We start from the raw sequence: 21,843 nt of genomic DNA, 5'->3' as shown, positions 1-21,843 counted from the left end.
AGCCGGTGGTTGGGTGAGTGTTCGTTGCCTACCGCCCCACCGCCCGTAGCACCGGTGGCGTCGCTCGCGCCGGGCCACTGCTGGCGCGTTCGATGATCCTTGCAGTCATGAGCACGCGCACCGCCACATCCGGCGCGATGCGGCCCTGGGCGCGGTCGTCGAGCAGGCGCACCAGGCCCGCGCCGATGTCGATGCCGTGCACCTTCACCGTGGTGAGGTGCGGGGAGATCTGCGTCGCCGCCGAATAATCGCCGAAGCCGACCACGGTCATGTCCTCGGGCACGCGATAGCCGAGCCGCAGGAGCTCGGAAATCGCCATCACGGCCAGCCCGTCATGGGCACAGAAGAAGGCGGTCGGCTCGAAGCCTTCGGCCTTGGCCTTGAGGTAGTGCTCGGTGAAGGACATCTCGGTCTCGAAGCGCATCTCGCGGAACTCGACATCCGGGTGCTTTTCCAGCACTTCGCGCATCCCATAATAGCGCTCGATGCGGCCGCGATAGCCGGGCGTGCCATGCACATAGGCGATGGTGCGGTGGCCGAGGCTCAACAGGTAATTCGCTACGGCCGAGCCGGCCTCGTGGTCGGTTCCGGCAACGATGTCGAAGGGGTCGAGCGCGTCCATCCAGCTATTGCGCGCCACCGGCACGCCCAGGGTGCGCACACGCTCCATGGCCTCGCGCGAATGCGGGCCGACCATCGCAACGCCGCTCAAGTGGCGCGCAAAGCTTTCCACCTCGGCGGGCTCATGCGTCCACAGCATGTGGATCTGGTAGCCGCGGCGCTTGGCCTCGGCCTGGAAGCCGGACTGGATCAGCAGATGCAGCTCGGAGTTGATGAGATCGGTATCGTGAAAGACGACACCCAAGGCCGGCGGCTCGGCATCGTTGACCGGCCGGACATAACCGAGCGCGGTGGCTGCTTCGCGGACGCGGCGGCGGGTTTGCTCGCTCACTCCGTCCTTGCCGGAGAGGGCGCGCGAAACTGCGAATTTCGACAAGCCTGTGTGCTCGGCGATGGTAGTGAGCGTGACCCTGGCCATGCGGCGGTTTTCCCTTCCTGTTGTACCTACCTAGAGCCGAAAAACACCATAACGCAACCTAACGCGTTCATGTGCCTGTGGAAGTTCGGACGATCGGCGATGAGGCGATCCGGTAGATTTAGGTCATAAATACTGTCGATTCGACGCCATAACCTAAACCAAAGTCGGATGCCACATAACACTTTACCTAACAAATCGTCGGTGCAAGCTAGACGCCAGCTAACGAGCGAGCGCTTAGCAATCAGCCGCTCTAGCCTGGAGGAGAGATCAATGGGACGTATCAGCCGCAGGGCTTTTATTGCCGCGAGCTCGGCTTTTGCCGGCACGCTGGCCTTTACCGGTCTGGCGCGGGCGCAGACCAAGGAATCGGCGTTCCTGCAGTCGCAGGTCGATAGCGGCGCACTGCCGCCGGTGGCCGAGCGGCTCCCGGAAAACCCGCTGGTCATCACGCCGTGGGAGCGGGTGGGCCAGCAGGGCGGCGACTGGAACCATGCGCTGGTCGGCGGCGGCTCCGCCTCGATGCTGGTCCGCTATCAGGGTTATGACGGGCTGGTGCGCTATACGTCCGACTGGTCGGGCATCGAGACCAACGTGGCCGAGAGCTACGAGGTCAATGCCGACGCCACCGAATACACGATCAAGCTGCGCAGGGGCCACAAGTGGTCGGACGGCCAGCCGTTCACCACCGCCGACGTGCAGTTCTGGTACGATGCCTATTTCACCGATGCCGAAACCAACCAGGGCGGCAACGTCTGGTGGTCGGCCGGTGGTGAGCCGGCCAAGCTCGAGATCGTCGACGAGCAGACGTTCAAGGTCATCTTCGCCGAGCCGAACGGTTTCTTCCTGCAGCAGATGGCCTGGGCCGACCAGGACCAGTTGGTGCGCTGCCCCAAGCACTACCTCGAGCAGTTCCACATCAAGTACAACCCGGAAGCCGACGCGCTCGCCAAGGCCGAAGGCCTCGAGAGCTGGATCGCGCTGTTCCAGCGCGAAGTGGGCTATCTCGACACCAACACCTATTTCCAGAACACCAAGCGGCCGGCGCTGACGGCCTGGGTGTTCACCCGCGAGGGCGCCAGCGCCCTGGGTCAGAACACCGAAACCTCGATCGCGGTGCGCAACCCCTTCTACCACAAGGTGGATACCGAAGGGACGCAGCTGCCGTATTTCGACCGGATCGTCTACCAGATGGTCGCTGATCCCGAAGTGCTGCTGCTCAAGACGCTGCAGGGCGAAGTCGACATGATGGACCAGTACATCGCCACCCCGGCCAACAAGCCGGTGCTGTTCGATGGCCAGGAAGCAGGCGGCTACGGCTTCTATACGCTCAAGGAGACGGCCGCCAACGTCATGGCGTTCCAGCTCAACCTCAACCATGTCGACGCGACCAAGCGCGAACTGTTCAACACCATGGAGTTCCGCCAGGCGCTGTCGAGCGCCGTCGACCGGCAGGCGCTGATCGATGCGGTGTTCGTGGGGCAGGGCGCTCCGGCGCAGGCTTCGATGCGTGAGGGCGATCCGCTCTACAACGAGCAGTTGGCCAAGCAGTGGACGGAGTTCGATCCGGACAAGGCCAACACGATGCTCGACGCGATCATCCCCAACAAGGACGGCGAAGGCTATCGCACCGACAAGGAAGGCCGCCGCGTCTCGATCATCTTCGAACTGGACCAGACCCGGACGACCTTCCTCGACATGTTCGAGCTGGCCATCCCGATGTTCCAGGCCGTGGGCATCGATGCGCAGATGCGCACGATGGATCGCTCGCTGTGGGAAGAGCGCGTGCGTCGCGGTCGCGAATACGATGCGACGGCGCACCAGTTCGGCGCCAATTCCGGCATCGCCGCGATGCTCGATCCGCGCTTCTACGTGCCGATCAACAATAACTGCTTCTACGCCCCGGCCTGGTCGCTCTACTACACCAAGCCCGAGGATCCGGCGGCGGAAGAGCCCCCGGCAGCGGTGAAGGCCCAGCAGGACCTCTACCGCCAGCTCGTCGGCACCGCCGATGCGGCCAAGCAGCAGGAAGTGATGGCGCAGGTGCTGCAGAACGCGGCCGACCTGTTCTTCACCTTCGGCGTCAGCCTCCCCGCGGATGGCTACGGCGTGGTCAAGAACAACATGGTCAACGTGCTCAAGGAAATGCCGAACTCGTTCGGTTGGCCGACCCCCGGCCCGGCGCGTCCCGAGCAGTTCTTCAAGGCCTGACGATCCGGGGGTCGGGTCTGACGCCCGGCCCCGCCCTCCCGCGCGATGTCACCCCTGCGCAAGCAGGGGCCATCTCACGGCCCGCGCTGGCGGCGCCATGGATCCCTGCTTTCGCAGGGATGACAGCCGGTGGGTGGGGCGCTCAGTGACCTGCATCACCCGGTGGGCGAGCCCACAAACTCAACATCCTCAGGCGACCCACGGGCCGCCGCCATCCAGTCCAAGAGACCGTCATGCTCGAAGCCAAGGCCCAGGCCGCTGCCAATCTCCGTACTCCCGACTGGTACAAGTCGGCGACGCGCTGGACCCAGCTCACGCTGGCCGAGGATGATCCGGTCAAGTTCGATCCGGCCTTCTGGATCGACGTGTTCAAGAAGACGCAGTCGAACGCCACCTGCCTCAGCGCCGGCGGCTATATCGCCTACTACCCCTCCAAGGTGCCGCTGCACTATGTGAGCAAGTTCATCGGCGACACCGACCCGTTCGGCGTCCTCGTGGACGGCGCCCGCAAGCTCGGCATGCACGTGATGGCCCGCGTCGACCCGCACGCCATCCACCAGGATGCCGCCGATGCGCACCCGGAGTGGATCGCGGTCGACAAGGATGGCAACAAGCGCCGTCACTGGGCCTTCCCGTCGGTGTGGGTCACCTGCGCCTACTCGGACTACAACTTCAAGTTCATGCCGAAAGTGCTCGAGGAGCTGACGGCGAACTACGATATCGATGCGATCTTTGCCAATCGCTGGCAGGGCCACGGCGTCTGCTATTGCGAGAGCTGCAAGACCAACTTCAAGGCCGCCTCGGGCTTCGACCTGCCGCGCGATTCGAGCGTCGACAATCCGGCGTGGCTGGCCTGGACCGCTTGGCGCCGCACCACGCTCAGCCGCCTCGTCGTCGAGTGGGACGAGGTGATGAAGAAGATCAAGCCGCATGCCAGCTTCATCCCGAACATGGGTTCGGTGTCGCTGATGGAGTTCGATCTCAACATCATCGAAAAATACTGCCCGTTCCTGTGCGTGGACGACCAGGGCCGTCGCGGCACCGAGCCGGTGTGGATGGCGGGCCGCAACGGCAAGCGCATGCGCGCCACGTTCCGCGAGCGTCCGGCCATCCTGATCACCTCGATCGGGCCGGAAGAGGAATATCGCTGGAAGGATTCGGTCACCACCGGCGCCGAGATCCGCGCCTGGATGGATGACGGCACCACGCAGGGCCTCTTGCCGTGGTTCACGAAGTTCAACGGCGTCGTGCCGGATACGCGCTGGGTCGCGCCGGTGGCCGAGAGCTTTGCGCTGCATGCCGATCTCGAGCCGGTGCTGTCGGAGATGAGCCCGGTGGCGGAGATCGCCATCCTCGATCCGGCGACAACGCTGCGGCATCACGGGCAGGATACGCGGCGGGCCGCCGAGGCCAACGATCTCGGGTTCTACCAGGCGCTGGTGGAAGCCAAGCTGCCGTTCGAGATGCTGTCGGACCAGGCGATGACGCTCGACAGCCTCAAGCAGTTCAAGGTGGTGATCCTCGCCAACTCGACCTGCCTCAGCGACGAGCAGGTGAAGCTGCTCGAGGCCTATGTGGCGGCGGGCGGTTCGGTGGTCGCGGCGTTCGAGACCTCGACACGTACCGCCGACAACAAGCCGCGCAATGCCATAGCGCTGGGTGACCTGTTGGGCGTGAAGCTCCGCAAGGGCGCGCGGGGCGTGGTCAAGAACACCTATGTGTCGATCAACGGGGCCCATCCGGTGTCGGAGGGGTTCGAGGGCGCCAAGCGCATCATGGGCGGGACGTACCTGCTGGCGGTGGAGCCGGCGGCGGGGACGCAGTCGCCGTTCCTGTACGTGCCGGATTTCCCGGATCTGCCGATGGAAGAGGTCTATCCGCGCGAGGAGCCGAAGGGCTCGGCGGTGGTGACGCGCGAGCATGCCGGTGGCGGGCGAACGGTCTACATCCCGTGGAATATCGGCGGCATCTTCTGGGAAGTGCTGGCGGCGGACCACGGCAGGCTGATCGCCAATGCGGTGCGCTGGGCGCTGGGCAAGACCCCGGACGTCACGGTCACCGGCAAGTCGGTGCTCGATCTGGCCGTGCGGGCCAATGGTGGCGGGACGGCCGTGGTGCTCAACAACATCTCGAACCCGATGATGATGAAGGGCCCGACGCGCGAGAGCTTCCCGGTCGGGCGGCACGAAGTGTCGGTAGTCATCCCCGAGGGCAAGACGCTGGGCAAGGCCGAGCTGCTGGTCGCGGGCGGCGCCGCCAAGGCGACGCAAGCGGCGGGCAGGGTGGTGGTCGAGGTCCCGAGCATCGATACACTCGAGGTCGTGCACCTCACCTGGGCCTGATCCAATATGGTAAGTTATGTCATCAAGCGATTGATCTACATGGTGCCGACGCTGTTCGGCATGTCGATCATCGCCTTCCTGATCATCCAGCTGCCGCCGGGTGACTACGTCACCTCGATGATCGCCTCGATGTCGGATAGCGGCCAGAATGCCGACCCGGCGCAGATCGAGGCGCTGCGGCGGGCCTATGGCTTCGACGATCCGATCTGGCTGCAATATTTCAAGTGGATCTGGGGCATCGTCACTCGCGGTGACTTCGGCTATTCGTTCGAGTGGAACCGGCCGGTCGCGGAACTGATCTGGGAGCGCATGGGCTCGACGCTGGCGATCTCGGTCGCCTCGCTCGGCTTCGTGTGGGCCGTGTCGCTGCCGATCGGCATCTATTCGGCCATGCGCCGGCACTCGGTGGGCGACTACACCTTCACCTTCCTCGGCTTCATCGGCCTTGCGGTGCCCAACTTCATCATGGCGCTGACCCTGATGTACGTGGCCTACCGCTACATGGGGCTGAGCGTGGGCGGGCTGTTCTCACCCGAATACCAGAACGCGCCGTGGAGCTGGGGCAAGTTCCTCGACCTGCTCGGGCACCTGTGGATCCCGATCATCGTGATCGGCACCAACGGCACGGCGGCGCTCATCCGCATCCTGCGCGCCAACCTCACGGACGAGCTCAACAAGCCCTACGTGATCACCGCCAAGGCCAAGGGCCTGCCGGAATATCGCGCCGTGCTGAAATATCCGGTGCGCATCGCGCTCAATCCGTTCGTGTCCGCCATCGGCTGGGTGCTGCCCGAGCTGATCTCGGGCGTCACCATCACGGCTATCGTGCTCAACCTGCCCACGGCCGGCCCGCTGCTGCTGCGCGCGCTGATCAGCCAGGACATGTATCTCGCCGGCAGCTTCATCCTGCTGATGGGCGTGCTGACGCTGATCGGCATGCTGATCTCGGACCTGCTGCTCGCCCTCCTAGACCCCCGGATTCGTTTCACATGACCGACCACACCTTCATCGAGGGCGCGGCGGAGACCGGGCCGGCCACCACCGCCATCCGGCGCGAAGGCGGCAAGCTCGAAAACGTCGCCGTCGCCGGCCAGTGGACGCTGATCTGGTACCGCTTCACCCGTCACAAGGTGGCGGTGGTCGCGGGCGTCATCATCCTCGCTCTCTACCTTGTGGGGCTATTCGCTGAATTCCTCGCGCCGGCATTGCCGGACGCGGCCAAGCCGCAGTTCACCTATGCGCCGCCGCAGGAAATCCGCCTGTTCACCACCGATGCAGATGGCAACAGCAAGTTCCAGCTGCACGTCACCGGCTACTCGATGACCGTTGACCAGGCTTCGCTGCGCCGTAGCTATGTCATCGACGAGGAGAAGGTGGTGCCGATCGGCTTTTTCGTCGAAGGCCCGGCCTACAAGATGTGGGGCCTCTTCCCCATGACCACGCATTTCATCGGGCCGCTCAAGAAGACCGACACCATGTATCTGCTCGGGACCGACAAGCTCGGCCGCGACCTGCTCAGCCGGCTGATCTACGGAACGCGCGTGTCGATGTCGATCGGCCTGATCGGCGTCACCATCAGCCTTTGCCTCGGCGTCATCCTCGGCTCGCTCTCGGGCTTTTACGGTGGCGCCGTCGATCTCGTGATCCAGCGCATCATCGAGGTGATCTCGTCGATGCCGACTATTCCGCTGTGGCTCGGCTTTGCCGCCGCCATCCCGCTGACCTGGTCGCCGCTGACGGTGTATTTCCTCATAACGCTCATCGTGTCGCTGTTCGGCTGGACCGGGCTGGCGCGCGAAGTGCGCGGGCGCTTCTTTGCCCTGCGCAGCGAAGACTTCGTCACCGCCGCAAGGCTGGATGGGTCGGGCGAGCGCCGGCTGATTTTCCGGCACATCCTTCCCTCGCTCACCAGTCACATCCTCGCGGTGGTGACGTTGGCGCTGCCCACCATGATCGTCGCCGAAACGGCGCTGTCGTTCCTCGGCATCGGCCTCAAGGCGCCGGTGGTGAGCTGGGGCGTGCTGCTACAGGACGCACAGAACGTGCGCACCATTGCCACCGCACCGTGGCTGCTCATCTGGCCGTCCGCCGCCGTGGTGGTGACCGTGCTGGCCTACAACTTCCTCGGCGATGGCATGCGCGACGCCGCCGATCCGTACCAGAGCTGACGCCATGGCCATGCTCACCGAAGCGGATTTCAAAGCCGCCAAGCCCGCCCGCAACGCCGATGTCGTGCTCCAGGTCGAAGACCTGAGCCTCGACTTCAACCTGCGCACCCATGTGCTGCACGCCGCCCGGCAGGTCAGCTTCACCCTCGAGCGCGGCAAGACGCTGTGCCTCGTGGGCGAAAGCGGCTCGGGCAAGTCGGTCACCGCGCGTGCCCTGCTGCGCATCATCGATACCAATGGCAAGATCGCCGGCGGCCGCATCCTGCTGCACGGCAAGACCGGCAAGCCCATCGACATCGCGCAGCTGCCCGAGCGCAGCCCGGAACTGCTGAAGATCCGCGGCGGCCGCATCGGTCTGATCTTCCAGGAGCCGATGAGCTCGCTGTCGCCGGTGCACACCATCGGCAGCCAGATCGTCGAGGCACTGCGCCTGCACCGCAAGATGACGGCGGCGGAGGCACGAGCCGAGACCATCGAGCTGTTGCGCCAGGTCGAAATCCCCAATCCCGAAAAGCAGATCGACCGCTACACTTTCGAGTTCTCGGGCGGCATGCGCCAGCGCGCCATGATCGCCATGGCGCTCGCGGCGAACCCGGAAATCCTGATCGCCGACGAGCCGACCACGGCGCTCGACGTGACCACGCAGGCCGAGATCCTCGATCTCATCAAGCGCCTGCAGGTTTCCCGCGGCATGGCCATGCTGCTGATCACCCACGACATGGGCGTGGTGGCCGAAGTCGCCGACGACGTGGCGGTGATGCGCTATGGCCGGATCGTCGAAAGCGGCAGCGTCGACGACATCTTCCACGATGCGCGGCACCCCTATACGCAGCGGCTCCTCGCCTCGACGGTGAAGCTCGAGCAGAACCGCCGCGCCGTGACCCGCCCCGCCGACGTGCCGGTCGCCACCCAGCCGGTGCTGACGGTGCGCAACCTCACCAAGGTCTATGGCGGCGGCCGGACGATGTTCGGCAAATCGAGCGCCGGCCTCAAGGCCGTCGACGATGTCAGCTTCGATCTCTATCCGGGCGAAAATCTCGGCATCGTGGGCGAAAGCGGCTCGGGCAAGACCACGCTCGGCCGGCTGATCCTGCGCACCGTCGAGCCCACTTCCGGCACCGTGACCTATCATGGTGACAACAGCACGCCGATGGATGTCACCGGGCTCAGCAAGCGTGGGCTGCGCGCCTTCCATCGCGATGTGCGGCTCGTCTTCCAGGACCCGTTCGCCTCGCTCAACCCGCGCATGACCATCAAGCAGATCGTCGGCGATCCGCTCTATGTCTCGGGCAAGGCCAAGGGCGCCGCGCTCGAGAACCGGGTCGGCGAACTGCTGGAACTGGTCGGGCTCGAAAAGCAGGCGATGGAGCGCTATCCGCACGCCTTCTCGGGCGGGCAGCGCCAGCGCATCGGCATCGCCCGCGCGCTCGCGCTCGACCCCAGGATCATCATCGCCGATGAGGCGACGGCGGCGCTCGACGTGTCTATCCGCAGCCAGATCCTCGACCTATTGCTGGATATACAGAAGCGGCTGAACCTGAGTTTCCTGTTCATCTCGCACGACATCTCGGTGATCCGGTATTTCTGCGACCGCGTGGCGGTGATGCATCGGGGCAAGCTGGTCGAACTGGGCACCGCAGAGCAGATCTGCACGGCGCCCAAGGAAGCCTACACGCAGAGCCTCATCTCCGCCGTGCCCAACCCCGACCCGCGCAACAAGCGCATGCTGCACCGGACGAGGTTCAAGGCGTGATGATGCTGGGTGTCCGCGAGAGCGCTGAGCGTGGGGCCTACCCCCACCCCCCCGCTGCGCGGGTCCCCCCTCCCCACAAGGGGGAGGGAGATCGGTGCGTCTCGGAGAAGCTTGAGCTCCGTCGCCCCCGCATACTCGGTGTCATTCCCGCGAAAGCGGGAATCCCGGTTTGCCATGGGCATCGGCGCTGCCAAAAACAGAGTTCCCGCTTTCGCGGGGATGACATCGTGCTTTGGTCATTCATTCAGGTAGAACAATGCTGAAATTCGCCGCCAACCTCTCCTTCATGTACACCGAGGTGCCCTTCCTCGAGCGCTTTGCCGCTGCGGCGAAGGACGGCTTCAAGGCGGTCGAATACGTCTCGCCCTATGTCGCGCCGCCCGAGGAGATCGCCGGGCTGCTCAAGGCCAACGGGCTCGAGCAGGCGCTGTTCAACCTGCCGGCCGGCAACTGGGATGGCGGCGAGCGCGGGATTGGCTGCCTGCCGGACCGCGTGAGCGAGTTCGAGGAGGGGGTGGCCACCGCCATCCGCTACGGCCAGGCGCTCCACTGCAAGAAGATCAACTGCCTCGCCGGCATCGCGCCCAAGGGCGTCGACGCCGACGTGCTGGAATCGACGCTGGTCGCGAACCTGCAATATGCCGCGCCGCGGCTAAAGGATGCCGGCATTGCGCTGGTGCTCGAGCCGATCAACCTGCGCGACATTCCGGGGTTCTACGTCTCGACCAGCGCGCATGCCGAGCGGCTGCTCGACGCGGTCGGTTCGGACAACCTGACCATCCAGTACGACGTCTACCACATGCAGGTGATGCAGGGGGACCTGATCCCGACCTACGAGCGCCTGCGCCATCGCATCGGCCACATCCAGATCGCCGACAATCCGGGCCGCAACGAGCCCGGTACGGGCGAGATCAACTACGCCTTCGTGCTGCGTGAACTCGACCGGCTCGGCTATGACGGCTGGATCGGCTGCGAATACAAGCCCAAGGCCGGCACCAGCGCCGGGCTGGGCTGGATGAAACCGTATCTGTGAGGAGCACCGAATGAAGGTTCGAGGCTCCGGCCCTTCTCACCTCTCCCTCGGGGGAGAGGTCGGATCGCGCAGCGATCCGGGTGAGGGGGCCTTCCGCCGACGCCCAGTTCTGTAGCAAGGCCCCCTCACCCTGACCCTCTCCCCCAAGGGAGAGGGGACGAGGTGGCAAGGCCAGAGACCCACCACTAGCCGATCCCGACGGCGCCTCGGCGCCGAACGCTACCCTATTGCCAAAAGGACGCCCTGCCATGCCTCTCGATAAGTTGCCCCAGACGCCGTACGGCGCCGTCTATTTCCGCAAGTCGAACCCGCCGCGCGAGGATTGGGAGCGCGACTACGGCGTTGCCGCCGAGGACGGGCTCAACGTCTTCCGCCACTGGTTCATCTGGGCCGCGATCGAGCGGGCGCCGGGCGTCTACGACTGGGACGACTATGACCGGCAGTTGGATCTCGCCGCCAAGAACGGCATGAAGACCGTCATCGCCGAACTGACCCACGCCGCGCCCGACTGGGCCTATCGCAAGTGGGCGCATGCCCGCCAGATCCGTTCCGATGGCCGGCCGCTGCGCTCGGTGGTGGGCGTGAGCGCCGCTACCGGCGGCTTTGCCAATAATGGCGGCGGCGCCGGTACGCTGACCATGAATTGCCCCGAGGTGAAGGACGCCGCCGGGCGGTTCCTCACCGCGCTCGCCACCCGCTACAAGGGCCATCCGGGGCTGCTCGGCTATGACGTGTGGAACGAGGTCAACTACGCCGCCGATGTCGACTACTCGGAGTGGATGAAGACCGATTTCCGCGTCTGGCTGAAGGCCAAGTATGGCGATCTCGACACCCTCGCCAAGGCCTGGCACCGCTATTCCTACGCCGAGTGGGACGACATCGAGCCGCCGCCGGATGTGGCGGCCTATAACGAGAACCTCGACTGGCTCGAGTTTAAGAAGCAGAACTACTACGACCAGATGCAGTACAAGATCGACACCATCCGCGGTATCGACAAGGACTGCATGATCGCCGCGCACGGCGTCGGCGGCGCCATTCCCAACATGGCGGCGCTCGGCATGGACGACTGGCTCGCCGCATCCAAGGTCGAGCTCTATGGCCTCACCTGGGTGCCGAGCCGGCGCGGCTTCAAGCCGTGGCAGAACTTCTTCGGCCCCGACATCACCCGCGCCGCGGCGCGCGGCAAGAAGTGGTGGCACGCCGAGCGTCCCGCCGGTCCGCTGTGGCTGCAGCCGCAGGTGCTCGGGCACGACAAGGAAGACGGCCGGGTGATGGACCCCGAGGACGTCCGCATGCTGACCATGACCTCGTTCGCCGCCGGCGCCACGGGTGTGCTCAACCTGCGTTATCGTCCGCTGCTCGATGGTCCGCTGTTCGGCGCGTTCGGCGCTTATGGCATGGACGGCTCGCGTACGCCGCGCTCGGAAATGCAGAGCAAGATCGGCAAGTGGGCCAACGATCCGGCGCAGGAGAAGCTGTTCTCGGCGCGGCCGGCCAAGGGCGATATCGGCATCCTGGTGATCCCCGAGGCGCAGGCCTGGGACTACCTGCTCAATGCCAAGCATCTGCCCGAGACCTATCGGGAGGCCATGTGGGGCGCCTATCGCGGCTTCTTCGACAACGGCATCCAGGCCGACTGGGTGCATATCGACGATATCGGCGAATACGACGCGATCTATGCGCCATACCCGATCATGCTCACCACCGAGCATGCGGCGGCGCTGAAGAAGTGGGTGGAGAAGGGCGGCAAGCTGATCTCGGAAGCAACGCCCGGCTATTTCGGCGATCGCGGCCATGTCGGCACGGTGCAGCCCAATAACGGGCTCGACGAGATGTTCGGCGCCCGCGAAGCGGAGGTCGAGTTCATGCCGGATCTGGGCGACCGGATCAGCTTTGCGCTCGACGGCAAATCGGTAAAGGGCGGCGGGTTCCTGCAGGCCTATACGCTCACCACCGGGCGCGAGCGCGGGCGGTTCAGCGATGGCCGGCTGGCGGTGGTGGAAAGCCGGTTCGGGCAGGGGCATACGCTGCTGGTCGGCACGCATCCGGGCATTGCATACTTCAAGACCAGCAATGCCGATAACCTGCGCTACTTCGCCGAGGCCTTCGCCTGGACCGGCAAGACGCAGCACGTGAAGGTGTCGGACAACGCCGTGCAGGCCCGCCTGCATGAAGGTCCGGACGGGCGCGTGCTGTGGGTGCTGAACCCGACGCGCGAGGCAAAGACCGTCACCGTGAAGCTCGGCAGGGCCGGCACGCTCGGGGCGACGCACTGGGCCAATGACGGCGCTTCGGCGTCGGACGAGAGCGTCACCGTGCCGCCGCGCGACCTGGTGATCGTGCGCATCGGGTAAGGGGGCAAGGCGGGACAGAGTCCCGAATTACCCTCAATTGACCTGAACCGCGGGCTCGCGCGAGCCCGCGGTGTCCCCCAGCCTCCCGGTGCGGCTGTGCTGGTTGGGGGTAGTGATGTCGAGTTCGGGGAAAGCCGCGGCCGCAAGGCGCGCGGTCGCCATTGGTGCGGCGGTCACACTGTCGCTGGCGGCGATGCTGCCGCCTATCCTCGCCGCCGATGTGAACATCACGGCCAATATGCCGGGCGGGATCGATCTCGATACTTATGTCGGCGCCACCGTGGATATCGCGGCCGGGGTGACGGTCAGCAACGGCATCGGCAGCACGGGGACGTGGGCGGTGACCAATAACGGCACGGTCAGCGGTGTCACGCGGCTGCGCGGGGCGGGCTCGAGCGTCACCAATACCGGCTTCATGTCGGGTGCCAATGTGATCACGCTCGATGCCGGCGGCACGGTGATCAACGCGCTGGGCGCGACGCTGTCGTCGAATGGCAGCGCCATCAATATCGGCAAGTTCCCGAGCGGGGGAAATCCCGGTGTCGGGCCGGGCGTCGTGACCAATTCGGGCACGATCGTGCAGGTGAGCACGGGCGGCGATCTGGTGCTGCTGCAGTTCGGCGGCACGGTGACCAACAACGCGACCGGCACGATCACGGCCAACAGCTCGGGCAATGCGGTGTCGGTGGGCCAGGGCAGCAACCGCGAGGTCTACAATTACGGCAGCATCATCAACCTGGGGCAGGGCGGGTTTTCGACCGGCGTGCTGATCCAGGGCGGGCCGAGCGTGCTGTTCAACGGGCCGAACGCGGTGATCAAGGGCGGCTATAACGGCATCTACGCCTCGGTGACGACGCCGCTGACCTTCACCAATCACGGGACGATCGAATCGACCGGCGCCAATGCGAACTCGAAAGCGGTGGAAGCGACGGGGGGCGGCACGTTCATCAATACGGGGACGATCAAGTCGGCAGCGGGCGACGGACTCTACATGACGCGCGCCGGCACCGTCACCAATTCCGGCACCATTACCGGCGCGACCTACGCCATGCGCTTCACCGGCGCCTACGACCGGACCGTGAACCTCTCGACCGGTTCGGTGCTGAACGGGCTGGTGCAGGGCGGCACGGCCGTCGACAATCTCGTCCTCCTCGGTACAGGCACCGAGGATGCGTCGAAATTCCTCAACTTCGAGACGCTCTCCATGCAGGGCGAGGCGTGGACGCTGACCGGGCTCGGCACGTTTGCCACCGGCGGCGAGGTGCAGGCCGGGGTGCTCGACCTCACCGGCACGATCACCACGCCGGCCTTCAATGTACGCACCAACGGCACGTTGCGCGGCACCGGTACGGTGGTCGGGGCGCTCAGCAATGCCGGCACGGTCGATCTCACGGCGGGGACGCTCAATGTCACCGGCACGTTTGCCAATGTGGCGGGCAGCCTGTTCCGCGTCGCGGTCTCGACCGGTGGTTCGGCCGGGCTGCTCGATGTGTCGGGGGCGGCGACGCTGTCGGGCGGCACGGTCGGCGTCGTGGTGGCGAGCGGCGCCTATGCGGTGGGCGATGCGTTCCAGATCCTCGATGCGGCCTCGGTGACCGGCGATTTCGCCGGCGTCATCGACGACTCGCCCTTCATGCAGTTCGTGCTCGACGACAGCATCGCCGGGCAGGTGTGGATCCGCATCACCGACATTGCCAACCTGCCCGAGGGGGCCGAGACGCCGAACCAGCTGGCGGCGGCCGTGGCACTGCAGGATCTCGGCGCGGGTGACGCGTTCGATGCGGCCTCGCTGCTGATAACCGACGAGGCGCTCGAGGCCTTCGACGAGTTGTCGGGCGAAATCCATGCCGCCGTGCTCACCAGCCTCGCGAGCGCCAGCCGCTATCCGCGCGAGGCGGCGCTCGATCGGATCGAAGCCGGGCTCGGTTCGGACCAGCCGGTGGAGGGCGCGCGCAATATCTGGGTCCGCGCCTATGGCGGGCGCGGCACGGTGGAAGGCGACGGCAACGCCGCCGCCATGGATTTCGGGGCCGGCGGGCTGCTGTTCGGCGCCGACGGGCTGATCGCGCCGGACGTGTTCGCCGGTGTGCTGGCCGGGTTCGGCGGACAGAACGTCGATATCCCCGAACGCGCCTCGGAAGCGGAAATCCGCAGTTACCATCTCGGGCTCTATGGCGGCGCGGCCATCGGGCAGGTGCGGCTTGCCGGCGGTGGCGCAGTCAGCGCGCACGATGTGGCGGTGGCGCGCAACCCGGAGTTCACCGGCTTCAGCGACGAGCTCGAATCCTCCTACGGCGTCACCACCGGCCAGCTGTTCGGCGAACTGGGCTATGCCTTCGATCTCGGCCAGGCCGAGTTGGTGCCGTTCGTCCAGGCCGCGGTCATCGGCCAATCGGGCGGCGACTACGGTGAATCCGGCGGCGATGCGGCGCTTGAGGGCAGCTCCGACGCGCTCGGCAGCACGGTGTTCGCCGTGGGTCTGAAGGCGACCACCGACATCGCTATCGGCGAGGGCAAGAGCCTCACGGCGCACGGCCTCGTGGCGCTGCAGCACAGTAGCGGCGATGCCCCGACCGCCACGCACGCTTTCCCTGGCGGCACGCCGTTCACCGTCTCGGGCGCCGATCCGGACGACACGGCCCTGCTGCTCGAAGCCGGTATTGGCGGCGAGCTGGCGCCGGGCCTCAACCTCGATCTCGGCTATCGCGGCGCCTTCGGCAGCTCGGCCAGCAATCACGGGGTGAAGCTGACGGTGTCGGGGCAGTTCTAGGCTGGACCCTTGCCGCAAGGCAGATCACGGTGGTGGGCACCCTCTCCCCCTTGGCGGGGGAGACGCGAGACTTGTGAGCGATAGCGAACTAGTCGCAGCAGAGAGGGGGTGCGATGGCGCGCCGTGCCCTCCACGACCCCCTCTCTTGCGAAAACTAAGGACTTAGCTACGCTAAGCCCAAGTTTTCGCTTTCTCCCCCGCCAAGGGGGAGAAAGCCTCCCACGAGCACCGAGTCCTGCAGCAACGCACCCTGTCCCCTCGCAGGGAGGCGCACCCGTTTGTTTCCTCTTTGTTCCTGTGCTACGCTGCATGCGAACAGGGGAATCCGATGGGTAGTCGTGCCGGAAGCGCCGACCTGCCGCTGCATGGCGGGCGGGTGCCAAAGTGGTTGAGCGAGCGCATGGCGCGGCTCGGGGCTGTCATCTGCCAGGCCATCGCGCATGAGTATGGCCGCGACGAGCTGTTGAGCCGGCTTGCCAACCCGTTCTGGTTCCAGTCCTTCGGCGCCGTGATGGGGATGGACTGGCACTCGTCGGGCATCACCACCAGCGTTATCGGCGCGCTCAAGGGCGGGCTGAAGCCGATCGAGCGCGAGCTCGGACTGCATGTCTGCGGCGGTCGGGGTCGGCACTCGCGCAAGACGCCGGACGAGCTGGTGGCCATCGGCAATCGCGTCGGCTTCGACGGTGCCGCCTTGGCCCGCGCCAGCCGGCTGGTCGCCAAGGTCGACAGCGCGGCGGTGCAGGACGGATTCGAGCTCTACCTCCACGGTTTCATCGTCGCCGATGACGGCAAGTGGGTGGTGGTGCAGCAGGGGATGAAGGGCGACGCCAAAACGGCGCGGCGTTACCACTGGCAATCGGCCGGGCTCAAGAGTTTCGTCGAGACGCCGCACAGCGCCATCGAGGGCGCGGGGCAGGGGACGATCGTCAACCTCACCGATATCCGCGCCGCCCGATCGCGCGAAACCCAGGTCGACCTGCTCGGCGGCATGGGGCCGGATGCGATCGTGCGCGAGGTCGGCCGCATCGAGGGCATCGTCGAGCCGGCGCCGGTCGAAAGCGACCAGCCGCTGCTGCCGCATCTGGTGATGCCCTCGCACCACGATATCCGCCCCAAGGACGTGATGCTGCGGCGCCTGCACGGCAGCCTCGCCGCCGCCGCCGAGCGCGCGCCTGACGATTTCTCCGAGCTGCTGCTGGTGCCCGGGGTCGGCGCCCGCACGGTGCGTGCGCTGGCACAGGTGGCCGAAGTGGTCCACGGCGCGCCGCACCGCTTCGCCGATCCGGCCCGCTATGCCATGGCGCATGGCGGCAAGGACGGCCACCCGTTCCCGGTGCCGCTCACCGTCTACGACGAGACCATCCGGGTGCTGAAATCGGCCGTCGGCAAGGCCCGCCTCGGCGCCGAGGAAGAACTGGGCGCCATCAGGCGCCTCGACCGCCAGGCCCGTGCGCTCGAGCCCGGCGCCACCGGCCCGAGCTTTTACGCGTTCATCGACGAGGAACGCCGCCGCTCGCCGGAATATGGCGGCCGCACGGTGATGGACGACATGCCGAACGCATATCTCAGGGCTAAGATGCGGGTGTAGCCGGGAGGGCACGGTGTGCCGCCGCCACCCCCTCTCTGCTGCGACTAACTCGCTGACGCTCGTAAGTCTCGCGTCTCCCCCGCCGAGGGGGAGAGGGTGCGTCGCTGCGGGCTTGGAGGTTGGGTGCTGAGCGTGCGGGAGCTTTGCACCGGTTGCCTTGACGGGAAGCCCGGCTAGGATGTGCTCAACTCGCGGAGGTCAACATGCAGCCGACCAAGGGCGGTGCCAAGCATCGCATCTATTCGATCAGCTTCGCCAAGGTCTATCCGCTCTATGTCGCCAAGGCCGAGAACAAGGGGCGGACCAAGGCCGAGGTCGATGAGATCATCCAGTGGCTGACCGGGCATAGCGAGACATCGCTGGCCGAGGTGATGGCGGCGGGGACGGGGCTCGAGGCGTTCTATGCCACGGCGCCACGGCTGAACCCGGCGCGCGAGCTGATCACTGGCGTCGTCTGCGGCGTGCGGGTCGAGCAGATCGAGGACCCGGTGATGCGCGAGATCCGCTATCTCGACAAGCTCATCGACGAGCTGGCGAAGGGCAAGGCGATGGAGAAGATTTTGCGCCAGCCGGTGGGGGCTTGAGGTTTTCGCGCGGGTGGGGCTTCGGTGCGTCGCTGAGGCAGACGCCCCCCTCCCGGCCTCCCCCACAAGGGGGGAGGTGAAGGGGTGCTTGTGGCGCATCATTGGTCCCAACCACAGGGTCACCCCGGCGCAGGCCGGGGTCCATCCTGGGATCTCTCTACCCTCACCGATCGCCTCAGGATGGATTCCGGCCTGCGCCGGAATGACATCGGGACTGGGGTAAGCTGTCGGGCTAAAAAACAAAGGCCCGGCGACAGGTTGCGTCGGGCCCTTCATTCAGTGATTCAGCCGAGAACTCAGTCGAAGAAGCCGGCGTCCTCCTCCTTGAGGTACTGCTTGGCGGCCTTGGCGTCGATGTCGAGGCCGAGGCCCGGGCCGGGGAGCAGGTCGACGTGGCTGTTGTTGACGATGCGGCCGGAGGGGAGGCCCGTGACGATGTCGTTCCAGAACGGATCGGAGGCGGACGGGTACTCGAAGGCGATGTAGTTGGCGGGCAGGGTGGCGCACATGTTGATCAGCGCGCCGAGGCCGAGCAGGCCGTTGGCGGTGCCGTGCGGAGCCATCATGATCGAGTGCATGTAGGCGTGCTCGGCCACCCACTTGAGCTCGGCGATGCCGCCGATATCGGCCGGATCGGGGCCGACGACGCGCACGGCCTGGGTTTCGATCAGCTCCTTGAAGTTGTGGCGCAGGTAGATCTGCTCGCCGGTGTGGATCGGCGTCGTGGTCGAGGTGGTGAGCTCGCGGTAGGCCTGCGGATTGACCCACGGCACGTAGTCGCCGGTGAGCATGTCCTCGAGCCACATGATGTTGTACTTCTCGACGGCATTGGCGAACTTGATGGCATCGTTGAGGAACCAGCCCGGGCCGCAATCGAGGGCCAGCGAGACCTTGTCGCCCAGCGCTTCCTTCATCGCCTGCACGCAATCGAGCATGTAGTTGAAGCCGTGCTCGGAAATCTGGCCCTGGTCCATGGCGCCGTGATAGCCGGCCTTCTTCTGCCGCGGGCCGTAGTGGAAGTCGTCGTAGCTGTCCTTCTGCGACGAGTGGAAGCCGATGCCCTGCTTGACCATGAAGAAGCCTTCCGGCTGCTCGGCCATCCACTTGACGTCGGCGGCAAAATCCTCGGGGCGGTCGCCCTCGCGCTTGCGCCGGACCGAGCCGTTATAGACGCGGACCTTGTCGCGCACCTTGCCGCCGAGCAGCTTGTAGGCGGGGACGTTGGCGGCCTTGCCGGCAATGTCCCACAGGGCGTGCTCGATCACCGACACGGCGGCGCCATAGGGCTTGAACGAGCCGCGCTGCCGAATCTTCATCATGCAGCGCTCGACGTCGGTTGGGTCCTCGCCGATCAGCGCATCGCGGAAATGCAGGATGAAGGGCTTCAGGTAGGTCTTGGTGTACTCGACTTCGCCGAGGCCGTAGATGCCTTCGTCGGTGACGATGCGCACGATCGGGTGCTTGCCGATGACGGCAACGCGCAGGTCGGTAATCTTCATGATGCTCCCTTTGGCCTCAAGGCCATCCTCTTGAAATCAAAAAAACTATCGGATTTGTCAGCGTCGCAGCGTGCCGTTCCGCTGGGCCACGCCCATCTGCTCGATGATGTGGCGGCCCGAGCCCTCGACATGGCGGGCGACCACGGCGGCGGCGCCGTCGGCATCCTGGGCGCGGATGCGTTCGATCAGCTCGCGATGCTCCTTCAGCACCGAGACGCGGCGGCTGAGCGACGTGGGGAAGCGCCGGCTGATGGCGCGCAGGATCTCGCGGTGCTTCCACCACAGCTCGGCGGCGTGGCGGTTATAGTGGCGGTCGTAGATGAACTGGTGGAAGCGGGTGTCGAGCTGGCCGTGGCGCAGCTTGTCGTCGAAATTGTTCTGCTCGATCTCGGCCTGGATGGCTTCGAGCTCGACGATGTCGGCGTCGTTGGCGATGGAGACGAACCAGCGGGTCAGCGCCGCCTCGATCATCACCTCGATCTCGATGATGTCGCGCACGAAGTCGGCGTCGATTGGCCGCACGCGGGCGCCGCGGTTGGGCTCCATCAGCACGAAGCCCTCGCCGCGCAGCTGCTGCAGGGCTTCACGCACCGGATTGGTCGAGGTACCGTAGCGCTCGGCGAGATCGGCGACCTTCAGCCGCTCGTTGGATTCCAGCCGGCCGGAGATGATGTCCTCGCGGATCATCTCGTAGACGGAGGCCTGTTGCTCGAGCGAGTCCTCGGGCCGGTCCATGCTGGTGGTATCCTGACTCATGTTCCTTGTTTATGCATGTTTTTTGGGCAAGCCAAGTCCCGTTTGCACGTGAAAACCGGCAAACAATGTATAATTTCATCCATGTTGACATACACATGGATGTCTGAAAATCTGCCATACCAGTCAGGGAGAAGCCGGCGCCAAGTCCGGTCCCGTAAGAGGAACAGCATTCGCTGTAGGCGTCCGTCGCAGTCGGCCTTTGGTCGGACGACGCTTTCTAACTAGGAGGAAATTCCATGCGTGTTGTACGCGCACTCGCCGCTTTGTCGGCTGCGAGCCTGATGATGACCACCTCGATGTCGTTCGCGCAGAGCGTCGACCTGTCGCAGTGGTCGCCCGAATATGTAAAGTCGATTGCCGGTACCGAGACGTTCGACACCGCAGGCACCTGCGGCAAGGTCGTGCCGAACGACTACGCCGGTCGCGTGACCTACTGGTACACCGGCCCGTTCGAAGCCGATCCGAAGATTTCGCACGAGCAGGACGCCGCGTTCTGGGAAGCCTTCAAGGCCGCTTACCCGAACATCCAGGCCGACGTGCAGTCGATCACCTATAACGAGCTGCTCGACAAGTTCCGCACCGCTCTGCTCGGCAACGCGGCCCCGATGGTCGTGCGCCTGCAGATCCTGGGCGGCGTCGAATTCGCGGCCAAGGGCTATCTCAACCCGCTGAAGCCGGAAGACGTGGGCTATTCGTCGGCCGATTTCTGGCCGGGCGCGCTGAAGTCGGTGACCTACGAGGGCACGGGCTACGGCATCCCGACCAACAACGAGACGATGGGCTTCATCTGGAACGCCAAGATCTTCGCCGATGCCGGCCTCGATCCGAACAGCCCGCCGGCGACCTGGGATGACGTCGTCACCTATTCCAAGACCATCAAGGACAAGCTCGGCATCTCCGGCTTCGGCCTCGTTGCCCGCCAGAACGCCGGCAACACGCCGTTCCGCTTCATGCCGCAGCTGTGGGCATACGGTGGCGGCGCGCTCGACGAAGCCTCGGACAACCCGGGCTACCAGGACGTGTGGATCAACAACGACGGCTCCAAGGCCGCGCTGCAGGCTGCCGTGGACATGTATGTCCGCGACAAGTCGGTGCCGACCTCGGCGCTGACCAACACGCAGGCCGAGAACCAGGCGCCGTTCATCGCCGGCCAGCTGGCCATGATGATCTCGCACCCGGCCGAATATGCCCGCATGCTCGATCTCGCCAGCCAGGCGACCGGCGCCGACAAGGCGGTGGCCGACGAGGTGGTAGCCAACATGAAGTACGGCCTGATCCCGGAAGGTCCGGCGCGCCGTGCGGTGGTGTTCGGCGGCTCGAACATCCACGTGGTCAAGTCCGACTATGTCGAGGGCGGGCAGTATGACGAGCAGGCCGTCAAGGCGCTGATCTGCATGTATACCAGCCCCGAGTGGTCGACCAAGCTGAGCTGGGTCGGTTCGAACCCGGGCAACCTCGGCGGCTTCAAGACCGAGTGGATGAAGGAACGCCTGGACACGATCCCGTTCCTCGATGTCACGACCTCGATGCTGCCGAGCGGCATTCCGTTCCCGGTCATTCCGGAAGCGCCCGAGATCATGAACATCATCGTCCCCGACATGATGCAGAATGCGCTCACCGGCGCGATGACCGTGGATCAGGCCGTTGAAGACGCGGCCCAGAAGATCCAGGGCGTCGTCAGCGGCGGCGGCATCTAATCGCCCATAGCGGGCAAACATGTTCGACCGGCGGCGTGACGTCGCCGGT

Annotated in this window: 14 protein-coding genes; 11 read left to right on the top strand and 3 right to left on the bottom strand. The window is 65.6% G+C overall.

Features of this window, described 5'->3' with window-relative positions:
• Positions 1 to 28: 28 nt before the first annotated feature.
• Positions 29 to 1,039 (bottom strand): LacI family DNA-binding transcriptional regulator, encoded by a 1,011-nt coding sequence (locus tag AC3A6I_RS13425; RefSeq protein WP_487544223.1) that lies wholly within the window; start codon positions 1,037 to 1,039, stop codon positions 29 to 31.
• A gap of 270 nt (positions 1,040 to 1,309) precedes the next feature.
• Between AC3A6I_RS13425 and AC3A6I_RS13420 the strand changes: the two genes are divergently transcribed.
• The 10 genes from AC3A6I_RS13420 (at position 1,310) to AC3A6I_RS13375 (ending at position 17,842) form a co-directional block, all read left to right on the top strand.
• Positions 1,310 to 3,247: an ABC transporter substrate-binding protein gene (locus AC3A6I_RS13420; protein WP_487544222.1), complete on the top strand. Its 1,938-nt coding sequence runs from the start codon at positions 1,310 to 1,312 to the stop codon at positions 3,245 to 3,247.
• 233 nt (positions 3,248 to 3,480) lie between these two features.
• Positions 3,481 to 5,589 carry a family 10 glycosylhydrolase gene (locus AC3A6I_RS13415; protein WP_487544221.1) on the top strand — a complete coding sequence of 703 codons (2,109 nt, stop codon included), beginning with the start codon at positions 3,481 to 3,483 and terminating at the stop codon, positions 5,587 to 5,589.
• A gap of 6 nt (positions 5,590 to 5,595) precedes the next feature.
• Positions 5,596 to 6,582 (top strand): ABC transporter permease, encoded by a 987-nt coding sequence (locus AC3A6I_RS13410; RefSeq protein WP_487544220.1) that lies wholly within the window; start codon positions 5,596 to 5,598, stop codon positions 6,580 to 6,582.
• A complete protein-coding gene (locus AC3A6I_RS13405) occupies positions 6,579 to 7,757 on the top strand; it encodes an ABC transporter permease (RefSeq protein WP_487544219.1) in 1,179 nt (392 codons plus the stop codon). The genes AC3A6I_RS13410 and AC3A6I_RS13405 overlap by 4 nt, the downstream gene beginning before the upstream one ends.
• Before the next feature lie 4 nt (positions 7,758 to 7,761).
• Positions 7,762 to 9,510: an ABC transporter ATP-binding protein gene (locus tag AC3A6I_RS13400; protein WP_487544218.1), complete on the top strand. Its 1,749-nt coding sequence runs from the start codon at positions 7,762 to 7,764 to the stop codon at positions 9,508 to 9,510.
• A gap of 256 nt (positions 9,511 to 9,766) precedes the next feature.
• A complete protein-coding gene (hyi, locus tag AC3A6I_RS13395; protein ID WP_487544217.1) occupies positions 9,767 to 10,543 on the top strand; it encodes a hydroxypyruvate isomerase in 777 nt (258 codons plus the stop codon).
• Between the two features lie 248 nt (positions 10,544 to 10,791).
• Positions 10,792 to 12,897, top strand: a complete 2,106-nt coding sequence (locus tag AC3A6I_RS13390; protein ID WP_487544216.1) for a beta-galactosidase — start codon at positions 10,792 to 10,794, stop codon at positions 12,895 to 12,897.
• A gap of 115 nt (positions 12,898 to 13,012) precedes the next feature.
• Positions 13,013 to 15,667: an autotransporter outer membrane beta-barrel domain-containing protein gene (locus AC3A6I_RS13385; RefSeq protein WP_487544215.1), complete on the top strand. Its 2,655-nt coding sequence runs from the start codon at positions 13,013 to 13,015 to the stop codon at positions 15,665 to 15,667.
• A 328-nt stretch (positions 15,668 to 15,995) separates the two neighbouring features.
• Complete coding sequence (locus tag AC3A6I_RS13380) at positions 15,996 to 17,258, top strand: DUF763 domain-containing protein (protein WP_487544214.1); 1,263 nt, start codon at positions 15,996 to 15,998, stop codon at positions 17,256 to 17,258.
• A 203-nt stretch (positions 17,259 to 17,461) separates the two neighbouring features.
• Entirely contained in the window at positions 17,462 to 17,842 is a 381-nt protein-coding gene (locus AC3A6I_RS13375; protein WP_487544213.1) for a DUF2200 domain-containing protein, read from the top strand.
• Positions 17,843 to 18,138: 296 nt separating this feature from the next.
• On the opposite strand, the gene AC3A6I_RS13370 is transcribed toward AC3A6I_RS13375, so the two are convergent.
• Together AC3A6I_RS13370 and AC3A6I_RS13365 are read right to left on the bottom strand one after the other, a co-directional pair.
• Positions 18,139 to 19,341: a mandelate racemase/muconate lactonizing enzyme family protein gene (locus tag AC3A6I_RS13370; RefSeq protein WP_487544212.1), complete on the bottom strand. Its 1,203-nt coding sequence runs from the start codon at positions 19,339 to 19,341 to the stop codon at positions 18,139 to 18,141.
• Between the two features lie 57 nt (positions 19,342 to 19,398).
• Positions 19,399 to 20,097: a GntR family transcriptional regulator gene (locus AC3A6I_RS13365; RefSeq protein ID WP_487544211.1), complete on the bottom strand. Its 699-nt coding sequence runs from the start codon at positions 20,095 to 20,097 to the stop codon at positions 19,399 to 19,401.
• A gap of 236 nt (positions 20,098 to 20,333) precedes the next feature.
• Between AC3A6I_RS13365 and AC3A6I_RS13360 the strand changes: the two genes are divergently transcribed.
• Positions 20,334 to 21,794 carry an ABC transporter substrate-binding protein gene (locus tag AC3A6I_RS13360; RefSeq protein WP_487544210.1) on the top strand — a complete coding sequence of 487 codons (1,461 nt, stop codon included), beginning with the start codon at positions 20,334 to 20,336 and terminating at the stop codon, positions 21,792 to 21,794.
• Positions 21,795 to 21,843: the final 49 nt, after the last annotated feature.

Source organism: Devosia sp. Soil_C_22 (genome assembly GCF_057657195.1).
The sequence above is the reverse complement of the archived record's forward strand: the minus strand, read 5'-3'. Positions and strand labels throughout refer to the sequence as shown.